We start from the raw sequence: 9,747 nt of genomic DNA on the forward strand, positions 1-9,747 counted from the left end.
CATTTGCGGCCGGTCCAGTCATTCCATCCGAAAAAAAGGTAACTTCTTAGAGTGACGTCTGCAGAGAAATCCCCGTTCTACATCACCACCGCTATCAGCTACCCCAATGGCGTGCCGCACATCGGACACGCCTACGAGGTCATCGCGACTGATGCCATGGCGCGGTTCAAGCGCCTCGACGGTCATGAGGTGTTCTTCATGACCGGCACGGACGAGCACGGGCTCAAGATGCAGCAGTCGGCCGAGAAGGAAGGCATTACGGCCAAGCAGCTCGCGGATCGCAACTCGGCGGCGTTCAAGCAGATGAGCCAGGACCTGGGAATCTCCCATGACCGTTTCATCCGCACCACGGACCCGGACCACTACACGGCGTCGCAAGCCATCTGGAAGAAGATGGAAGCGAACGGTGACATCTACTTGTCCAAGTACGAGGGCTGGTACTCGGTCCGCGACGAAGCGTATTACGTTGAGGACGATACCGTCGTCAAGGAAGACGGCCTCCGCTACTCGAAAGAGACGGACACCCCGGTCACCTGGACTGCTGAGGAGAGCTACTTCTTCCGCTTGTCCGCTTACCAGGAGAAACTCCTAGCCCTCTATGAGGCCCAGCCTGAGTTTGGTGCGCCGCAGTCCCGGTTCAACGAGGTCATCAGCTTTGTGAAGCGTGGGCTTGAGGATCTCTCCATCAGCCGCACCACCTTCGACTGGGGTGTCCCTGTTCCGGGCGATGAGAAGCACGTCATGTACGTCTGGGTGGATGCCTTGACGAATTACCTCACCGGCGCCGGATACCCGGACGTCGAGTCCGAGTCCTTCAGGAAATTCTGGCCAGCCGATGTCCACGTTATCGGCAAGGACATTTCCCGCTTCCATGCGATCTACTGGCCGGCATTCCTCATGAGCGCAGGGCTCGCATTGCCCAAGCGCGTCATGATCCACGGCTTCCTGACCAACAACGGCGTGAAGATGTCCAAGTCCCTGGGCAATGTTGTCGCCCCACAGGACTTCGTGGCGCAGTACGGGCTGGACCAGTGCCGGTTCTTCTTCCTCCGGGAAGTCCCCTTTGGCGCCGATGGCAGCTACAACCATGAGGCGATCGTGGGCCGCATGAATTCGGACCTGGCCAACAACTTCGGCAATCTTGCCCAGCGTTCCTTGTCCATGGTCGCGAAGAACTGTGAAGGCAAGGTTCCCGTCCCCGGAGAGTTCACGGCCGAGGACAACGCGCTGCTCGCCAAGGCCGGAGAATTGCTGGCTACCGCCCGGGGCGCCTTTGACAAGCAGGAGTTCAGCCGCGCCCTGGAGGCTATCTGGACAGTGCTGGGCGACACCAACGCCTACTTCGCCGATCAGGCCCCGTGGGTGCTGCGGAAGACCGACGTCGAGCGGATGAATACCGTGCTGTACGTCACCCTGGAAGTTGTCCGTATCGTGGCGATCCTCGCCCAGCCGGTGATGCCTTCCTCTTCCGCCAAGCTCCTTGAGGTGCTCGGACAGCCCGAAGGCGATGCCAGGCAGTTTGCTGCCATCGCCACGCCGATCGTTCCGGGAACTGAACTTCCGGCTCCGGCGCCGATCTTCCCGCGCTACGAGGAACCGGCGGAAGCCTAGGCACCATTCCCTCTCGCACATAACTGCCCTAAAACAGAAATGCTCTCTCACGTCCTCCCATTCAGGGGCAGGAAGTGAGAGGGCATTTCTCATATGGCAGGTCGATGTGGGAGACGGATCAGGCCGTGGCCAGGCCCTCCACAGGAGACAGCCGGGCTGCACGATGGGCAGGAATCACGGAGGCCAGCAAGCCCGCCACCACAGCCACGCCGAATACCGTTGCGAGCTGCAGCCACGGAACCGCCGGAACAACATCAGCCACACCACCAAGAGCGGCTTGGGCGCCGAGCCAACCATAGACGATGCCGATGCCTGCACCCAGGACTGCGGCCACACCAGCTACGAGCACGGCCTCGATCGCGAGCATTCCCCGGAGTTGGCCCTTCGTCAGGCCCAGTGCCCTCAGCAAGGAGTTCTCGCGCGTTCGTTCAAGGACGGAGAGGGACAACGTGTTCGCCACACCGATCAGGGCAATCACCACGGCCACGCCCAGCAAGCCTGTGACCACCAGCAACAGGACGTCGATAATGCTGTTAAAAGTCACGCGCTCGATGGCAGCGCCGCTGACAGTGCGCTCCTGTACGCCCAAAGCTGCGGCCACTTCCTTTTGAATGGCCTGGACACTGTCTGCCGATACTGAGTCGTCCAGTTTCACCCACACCATGCCGGGCATTTCCGGCAAGGCACTGGAAGGGATGCTGGAGGTCTCAACGAAGGGTGGGATGTGACGCGTCCGCAGGACCTTGGCATCCAGCGATACGGGACCGGCCGCCGTCGAGATTTTCGCGGCTCCGCCTGTGGAGTCCTCAGGCAGGTAGACGGCACCGGGGCCTGGCTGCAATGTGCTGTCCCGCAGCACGGACGCGGCATCGGCTGCGGAAAGTGAATAGACGGTATTTCCGCCATCAGGCGTGGCCTCGGCAAGGGTACCGACAGCCGGGAGCAGGACTGCGGTATCCACACCGTCGATTGCCTTGATGCGGGAGACAGCGGTATTGCTGGAGCCAATGGCACCGGCCGCGGTCATCGCTGCAAGGTCCACCGGATAATTTTCAGCGAGGGTATCGTCGAAAGCTTGCCGTGAGGTTGCGGCGCCGGTCATCATCAGGGACACCAGAGTGACGCCAATCAGCAAAGCCGCGGCGGTAGCCGACGTACGGGCGGGGTTGCGCGTGGCGTTGACTGCAGCCAGCTTCCCGGGAACACCCACAGGTGCGGCCAAACGTCCAGCCAAGGCCACTACCGTGGGAATGAACAGGGTTGAGCACAGCAGGATCCCCACAAAGGAGAGGGCTCCTCCGAGCAAGGCAATCAGCAGCGAGACGGTGGTGCTGCCGAAAAACAGCAGTGACGCGCCGCCGAGGAGCGCCACCAGGCCAAGAACCAGGCGGACCTTGCCGCGCCGGTTGCCAACAGCAGCGTCGTCGGCAGGTCTTAGGGCAGCCAGAGGAGCGACCGCGGTAGCAGCTTTGGCGGGGACGAGGGCTGCAACGACTGTCAGCAACGTTCCGGCCACAAGGCCGGCGATGATTGCCGACGGCGGTACGGCCAGGGTGGCAAAAGCCTGCTCAGGCTGTGTCTTCGCCCAGGCGATGAGCCCGTACATGAGGCCGGTTGCGGCAACCACGCCAAGCACGGAGGAAATGAATCCAACCACCAGTGCCTCCAGCATGACCGATCTGCGGATCTGGGACCGTCCTGCGCCGAGGCACCGAAGAAGCGCCAGTTCCCTTGTTCGCTGGGCTACCAGCACGGAGAACGTATTGGCCACCACCAGAGTGGAGACGAGGATAGCGACACCGGCAAAGGCGAGCAGTACCACTGTGAGTTGGTCCTGACCGGCGCTCAGCATGGCCACCGTGGATGTGACCTTCTCCTGTGCGGTTTCCAGGATGGGGGCGTCGGCGCCTGCCGCTTCCATGCGGTGCGCGATGTACTCCTTCGCTGCGGAGACGTCTTCGCCGGGTTGGAGGATGAATTGCAGTCCCGAATATCCTGCTCCGGCATCCTGCACCGCGTTCAGGACAGACTCTGAAGCGACCAGCTGGGGCGCCGAGGACGAGAATGGATCATTCGTGGCCTGAATCAGACCGGTAATTTTCACTTTGGCGTTCTTGACGGGTCCGGCACCGTGCAGCCCAAGCGAACTTCCAACGGTGAGTCCGAGATGCTCTGCGGTCTTGACATCCATGACGGCTTCGAAGGGCTGCGACGGCATGGAACCTGAGGACAAGACTGCGCCCTCCAAGGATGACGGCGCCGTATTTCGCAGCCGGCCGTGCTGCTCACCGCCACCGGCCACGAACGTCACGTAGGTGGATCGCTCGGCGTAGTGTTCCTTGACTGCGGGCGCGGACGCCGCGGCATCCACCGCGGCCTGGCTGAAGGCCTCACCATTCTTGGATGCAGCAATAAGATCCGCGTTCCGGTAGGCCTCGCCGATACTGGCGCCAAGGGAAGCAGTGGTGCTCGCGCCCACCATGAGCGTGGCGGAGAGGAACATGACGGACAGCATCACGGCGAGCCCGATTGCGACGAATCGCCGGAAGTGCGTCGTCAATTGGGAGAGAGCTACGCGCAGCATGCCTTAAGCCCCGAGCTTTCCGAGAGCCGTCAAAACTGATTCCGCTGAGGGCTCCTGGATCTCGCCTACCAGGCCACCGTCGCTCATCAGCACCACGCGGTCGGCATAGCTTGCGGCGACGGGGTCATGGGTCACCATGATGATGGTCTGGCCCATCTCCTGGCTGCTGCGACGCAGGAGCGCAAGCACTTCGCCGCCGGCTCTGGAGTCCAGATTGCCGGTCGGCTCGTCGCCAAACACGACGTCGGGACGCGTCAGTAGCGCTCGGGCTACGGCCACACGCTGCTGCTGTCCGCCAGACAACTCGTGTGGTCGGTGCTTCAACCGGTCCTTCAACCCCAGGGTGCTCACTACGGTATCCAGCCACCCGGCGTCGGCGGTTGTTCCCGCCAAAGCGAGCGGCAGCGTGATGTTCTGCTCCGCTGTAAGGGTGGGCACCAGATTGAAGGCCTGGAACACGAAGCCAATGCGCTCGCGTCGAAGGGCGGTGAGCTGGCGGTCGTTGAGCCCGGTGAGCTCTGTGCCGCCCAGGACGATCCGTCCGGAGTCCGCCGTATCAAGGCCGGCGAGGCAATGCATGAGCGTGGATTTGCCCGATCCGGAAGGTCCCATGATTGCGGTGAATTTGCCGGCGTCGAAGCCCACGGATACCTCGTTCAGGGCCATGACACGTGTATCGCCGCGTCCATAGCCCTTTGTCAGCGCGAAAGCTTCAACCGCTGTGTGTGGCCTGGCTGCATCGGATTCAGCGGGTCGGCCGTTACCTGTTGGATGGGGGAGAGGCGTGAAAGTTGTCATGTTTTCACGCTATGTGCCGGGATGCGCTGCTGGATCGGGCCAGGGACCCATTCCAGGCAAGGTCAGCTCATACTGTGGTCTGAGACCGAGGCTTAAATCGATGCGCTAGCTTCCGGGGGCGACCACACCTGTCTCATAGGCGATGACCACCACCTGCACGCGGTCCCGGGCTCCAAGCTTGGCCAGAATGTGGCCGACGTGGGTCTTCACCGTGGCCTCTGACAGAAACAATCCTGCGGCTATTTCCGGATTGGACTGGCCCTGGGCGATCAGTTGGAAAACCTCGCGTTCACGCGCGGTGAGGCGTTCCACTGCGGCCGCGTGCCCGCTTTGTTCCGACGTTTGCTTTCTAAGCAGCGGAGCCACATGGTCCAACAACCTGCGCGTGGTGGATGGGGCGATCACCGCGTCGCCACGGTAGACCGTCCGGATGGCCTCCAGCAATTCCTCGGGCGGAGCGTCTTTGAGCAGGAACCCGCTGGCGCCTGCTTGGATCGCAGCCAAAGCATATTCGTCAAGGTCGAAGGTGGTGAGGACTACAATTTTGACCTCCGCCCGCTGGGAGCCCGACGGCTGGCCGGCTGCCTGTTCCAAAATGCGTCTCGTGGCTTCAATGCCGTCCATGCCCGGCATGCGCACATCCATCAGGACCACATCCGCCGTGGTGGCACTGAGGGCCTGGACTGCTTCGATTCCGTTGCCTGCCTCTGCGACCACCTGGAGATCGGGTTGGGAATTGATCAGCATGCCGAACCCCGAGCGGACCAAGTGCTGGTCATCGACGAGCACCACCCTGATGGGTGCGGGGTGTTCAAGCATGGCTTAGGCCTCCGAATAGGGAATGAAAGCGGACACACGGAAACCGCCGCCCTGCAAAGGGCCTGCGGTCAAGGAACCATCGTAGAGCGAGATGCGCTCGGCCATGCCCCGGAGGCCGTTTCCCCCACCTGCGGCGGGCGGATCAGCGGCGGCGCCACGACCGTCGTCGGCGATGTTCAGCTCTAAGCCGCGACTCTGCCATGTGAGAATCACACTCGCATCCGCTTGGGGTCCGGCATGCTTCACGACATTGGTGAGGGCTTCCTGAATGATCCGGTAGGCCGTGAGTTCGGCACCTGCCGGCAGTGCCCGGCGAGGCGTGCCGAGTTGTTCGAAGGAGACTTTGAGCCGGGCAGCGCGGAAGCCCAGAAGGAGTTCATCAAGATCGGAAAGTCTCGGTTGGGGCCTGGTCGGCGCATCTTCATCCGAGCGCAGCACGCCGAGCAGCCGTCGCATCTCACCGAGGGAATCCCGGCCTGTCGCGGCGATCGTGGCCAGCGCTTCGGTGGCCAGTTCCGGCTTTGCGGCGGCAGCGTACCGGGCACCATCGGCCTGGGTGATGATGACGGACAGGGAATGCGCCACGATGTCGTGCATTTCCCGAGCAATATGGGAGCGTTCATCAGCTGCGGCCAATTGGCGCTCTTGTTGCTGCTCGATTTCAAGGCGTCGGGCTCGGTCCTCGAGGGCCTGGAGCTGGAGCCGCCGTACTCGGGTAAGGTCGCCCAGCGTCCAACTGACCAGCACCAGCATCCAGATGAGGACTGTGTAGAGGGCCCCGATCGTTAGGCCCATGATGCCGGACTCCGCGGGGCTCGAGTATTCGCGCGTGGTGAGCATGACGCCGCCCAGCAAACCAAGCAGCAGGACCGTCCGGCTCGCCCATGCCGGTCCATAGGCAGCGGTGGCATAGATGACCAGGGGAACGGCGATTTGGCCGGCCACGGGCTCCGCGCCAATCGCCCACTGGATCAGGCACACCAAAACCACGACGGCGGCCGCGACCACGGGACGCGTGCGTCGCCACGCCAGGGGCAACAGCAGGCCGCAGGAGATGAAAAAGAGCAAGGGGCGGTCGGCCACAAGATAGACAGGTCCGAACAAGAGGACCAGCAAGCACATGGCCGTCATGTCTACCTTGAAGCGGTTGATCCGGAACCATTCGTATATCTCGTGCCTTCTATCCACGGTAAGACTCTATGTGCTGGCTATGGGCCCGGGCGTCATGCCCTGGTCTGATTCGCTCCACTAGAATGTTCGAGGAGTGAGACGATTTTGACCAGCATGTGGATTGCTTGGCTAGATAGACCTATGAGTGCATCGTCCATCAATCTCGCTGTCATCCCCGGCGACGGCATTGGCCCCGAGGTCATCGCCGAAGCCGTCAAGGTCCTCGAAAAGGCTGTCGCCGCAGAAGGTGTAGCCCTTGAGCAGACCCACTACAAGCTCGGTGCCCAGCACTGGCTTGAGACGGGCGAGACCCTGCCGGACGAGGTCCTCGCAGACCTCCGCACGCGTGATGCCATTCTCTTTGGTGCAGTGGGAGCCGCTCCGGGTGACACCAGGATTCCCTCCGGCATCATCGAGCGCGAGATGCTGCTCAAGCTCCGCTTCAGCCTGGACCACTACGTGAACCTGCGGCCATCACGCTTGTACGGAACCGTCGGGAGCCCACTGGCAAACCCCGGCATCATCGATTTCATTGTTGTCCGCGAAGGCACCGAAGGTCCCTACGTCGGCAACGGCGGTACCCTGCGCGGTGGCACGCCGCATGAGGTTGCCACGGAAGTCTCCCTTAACACTGCACACGGCGTGGAGCGCGTGGTCCGGGATGCATTCCGCCGCGCCAGCGAACGTCCCCGCAAGCACGTCACCCTTGTCCACAAGCACAACGTCCTGGTCTTCGCCGGACACTTGTGGAAGCGCACCGTTGAAGCTGTGGCCAGCGAATTCCCCGAGGTCACGCACGACTACCTGCACATCGATGCTGCAACCATCTTCATGGTTACCGATCCCTCGCGCTTCGATGTCATCGTCACCGACAACCTTTTCGGCGACATCCTGACCGACCTCGCGGCTGCCGTCACGGGCGGCATCGGCTTGGCGGCATCGGGCAACATCAACATGGACCGCACAGCACCGTCCATGTTCGAACCCGTCCACGGCTCAGCACCGGATATCGCCGGACAGCAGAAAGCCGATCCCACCGCGGCCATCCTCTCCGCAGTGCTCCTCCTGGACCACCTTGGCTACACCACGGCGGCCCGTAAGATCGAGGCGGCAGTGGTCGCCGACGTCGAAAGCCGCACCGGCGAGCCGCGCACTACTGCGGCGATCGGCGATGCCATTGCGGCGGCACTTTAGGCTCTTTTCTCAGGCGTAAGCTTGTCTTGAATTATTTACCTGCTTCCCTGGTCCACCGCTGAACCGCTTCCTCCGGGACCCGTTTCGCGCCACCAGGTAGCTGACTGTGGAGGAAACATGACTCAGACTGCCCACGGCGTCGAATTCAGCCAGCAGCTTTCGGAAACCCCGAAGTCTGCTGAGGAGCGTGCAGCCGTCCTGGCGAACCCGGGCTTTGGCGATTACTTCACCGACCACACCGCCGTCGTCGACTACAAAGTTGACGCCGATGGCAATGGCGGTTGGCAGAACGCCCGGATCGAGCCCTACGGACCTATCTCCCTGGATCCCTCGGCTGCAGTGCTTCACTATGGCCAGGAGATCTTCGAGGGTCTTAAGGCATACCGCCACGCCGACGGTTCCGTGTGGACCTTCCGGCCGGAAGCGAATGCCGCGCGCCTGAACAAATCGGCCCGCCGGCTGGCCCTCCCGGAACTGCCCGAGGAATACTTCCTGGGTGCTATCCGCGAACTCGTGCAGGCTGACAAGGAATGGGTTCCTTCGGGCGACGGTGAAGCCCTGTACCTGCGCCCCTTCATGATTGCCACCGAGGCCTTCCTCGGCGTGCGAGCTGCCCGGGAAGTGTCCTTCCGTGTCATTGCCTCTCCCGCCGGTAACTACTTCGGTGGCGAACTGAAGCCCGTTTCCATCTGGATTTCCCGTGAGTATGCACGCGCGGGCCGCGGTGGAACAGGTGCAGCCAAGTGCGGTGGCAACTACGCCGCCTCGCTCATTGCCCAGCAGGAAGCTGAGGCCAACGGCTGCAAGCAGGTACTTTTCCTGGACCACTTCAACGACGACGCCGTGGAAGAACTCGGCGGTATGAACGTCTTCTTCGTCATGAAGGACGGCTCGCTGGTTACTCCCGCACTGACCGGCACCATCCTGGAAGGTGTGACCCGTTCTTCCGTGATCCAGGTTGCCAAGGACATGGACCGCGAGGTTTCCGAGCGCAAGATCACGCTCGATGAGTGGCGCGATGGGGTAGCTTCAGGCGACATTGTTGAAGTCTTCGCTTGCGGTACGGCAGCAGTGATCACCCCGATCGGTGTCCTCAAGGACGCCACGGAATTCATCGGATCCGAGGACGCAAAGGCTGGCGAAACCACTATGGCCATCCGCCAGCAACTCCTGGGGATCCAGACCGGCACAGTGGAGGACACCCACGGCTGGCTGACCCGCCTGGTCTAATACGGCATGAAGCGAACGACGGCGGCCCTTCTGCTTGGTGACAAGCGGAAGGGCCGCCGTCGTCATAGCCCGATGTTCTCTCACATCCTGACCGTTCCACCGGGATCTTCGCGCACATCCTGATATGTGGACATCAAAGGCGCGGGCCGCCTTCCAATTTAAACTGACCGAGCATCGGTGGAAAACGGTTCAGATGTGAGAGAACCGAAAGTTGTCAAGCTGTGTGGAGTCATTGGGCTAGTTTTTGGGGTGTTTTGGTTTGGGGGAGGTTGATCCCGACGTGTGTGGCGGGGGCCGGTGTGGTGGGGCGTTGGCGGAATCTTCCTGGGTGTCGTTCGTAG

The 9,747-nt window shown here is 62.1% G+C and carries 7 protein-coding genes; 3 read left to right on the forward strand and 4 right to left on the reverse strand.

Going from position 1 to position 9,747, the window contains the following annotated elements:
* Nucleotides 1–51 precede the first annotated feature (51 nt).
* The gene (gene metG / locus AC1DCM_RS25055) at nt 52–1,611 is read left to right on the forward strand and encodes a methionine--tRNA ligase (protein ID WP_477520103.1); all 1,560 of its coding nucleotides are present in this window, start codon (nt 52–54) and stop codon (nt 1,609–1,611) included.
* A gap of 118 nt (nt 1,612–1,729) precedes the next feature.
* Here metG and AC1DCM_RS25060 read toward each other — a convergent pair whose 3' ends face one another.
* The 4 genes from AC1DCM_RS25060 to AC1DCM_RS25075 all read right to left on the reverse strand — a co-directional run bounded on the left by AC1DCM_RS25060 (nt 1,730) and on the right by AC1DCM_RS25075 (nt 7,000).
* On the reverse strand, nt 1,730–4,195 hold the full coding sequence (locus tag AC1DCM_RS25060) for an ABC transporter permease (protein ID WP_477520104.1): 2,466 nt from the start codon (nt 4,193–4,195) through the stop codon (nt 1,730–1,732).
* A gap of 3 nt (nt 4,196–4,198) precedes the next feature.
* The gene (locus tag AC1DCM_RS25065; protein ID WP_477520105.1) at nt 4,199–4,993 is read right to left on the reverse strand and encodes an ABC transporter ATP-binding protein; all 795 of its coding nucleotides are present in this window, start codon (nt 4,991–4,993) and stop codon (nt 4,199–4,201) included.
* A gap of 105 nt (nt 4,994–5,098) precedes the next feature.
* A complete protein-coding gene (locus AC1DCM_RS25070; protein WP_442003918.1) occupies nt 5,099–5,812 on the reverse strand; it encodes a response regulator in 714 nt (237 codons plus the stop codon).
* A 3-nt stretch (nt 5,813–5,815) separates the two neighbouring features.
* Nucleotides 5,816–7,000, reverse strand: coding sequence for a sensor histidine kinase (locus AC1DCM_RS25075; RefSeq protein ID WP_477520106.1), 1,185 nt, complete (start codon nt 6,998–7,000; stop codon nt 5,816–5,818).
* Between the two features lie 123 nt (nt 7,001–7,123).
* Here AC1DCM_RS25075 and AC1DCM_RS25080 point away from each other — a divergent pair, with 123 nt between their 5' ends.
* Together AC1DCM_RS25080 and AC1DCM_RS25085 are read left to right on the forward strand one after the other, a co-directional pair.
* The gene (locus AC1DCM_RS25080) at nt 7,124–8,176 is read left to right on the forward strand and encodes a 3-isopropylmalate dehydrogenase (protein ID WP_477520107.1); all 1,053 of its coding nucleotides are present in this window, start codon (nt 7,124–7,126) and stop codon (nt 8,174–8,176) included.
* Between the two features lie 117 nt (nt 8,177–8,293).
* Entirely contained in the window at nt 8,294–9,406 is a 1,113-nt protein-coding gene (locus AC1DCM_RS25085; RefSeq protein WP_442017137.1) for a branched-chain amino acid aminotransferase, read from the forward strand.
* Nucleotides 9,407–9,747 lie beyond the last annotated feature (341 nt).

Source organism: Paenarthrobacter sp. 10N417 (genome assembly GCF_056394745.1).

What these genes read in the sequence shown, in the direction of transcription:
- AC1DCM_RS25080 (WP_477520107.1), top strand. Translation starts at nt 7,124, where the DNA reads ATGAGTGCATCGTCCATCAATCTCGCTGTCATCCCCGGCGACGGCATT.
- AC1DCM_RS25060 (WP_477520104.1), bottom strand. Translation starts at nt 4,195, where the DNA reads ATGCTGCGCGTAGCTCTCTCCCAATTGACGACGCACTTCCGGCGATTC.
- AC1DCM_RS25070 (WP_442003918.1), bottom strand. Translation starts at nt 5,812, where the DNA reads ATGCTTGAACACCCCGCACCCATCAGGGTGGTGCTCGTCGATGACCAG.
- AC1DCM_RS25085 (WP_442017137.1), top strand. Translation starts at nt 8,294, where the DNA reads ATGACTCAGACTGCCCACGGCGTCGAATTCAGCCAGCAGCTTTCGGAA.
- AC1DCM_RS25065 (WP_477520105.1), bottom strand. Translation starts at nt 4,993, where the DNA reads ATGACAACTTTCACGCCTCTCCCCCATCCAACAGGTAACGGCCGACCC.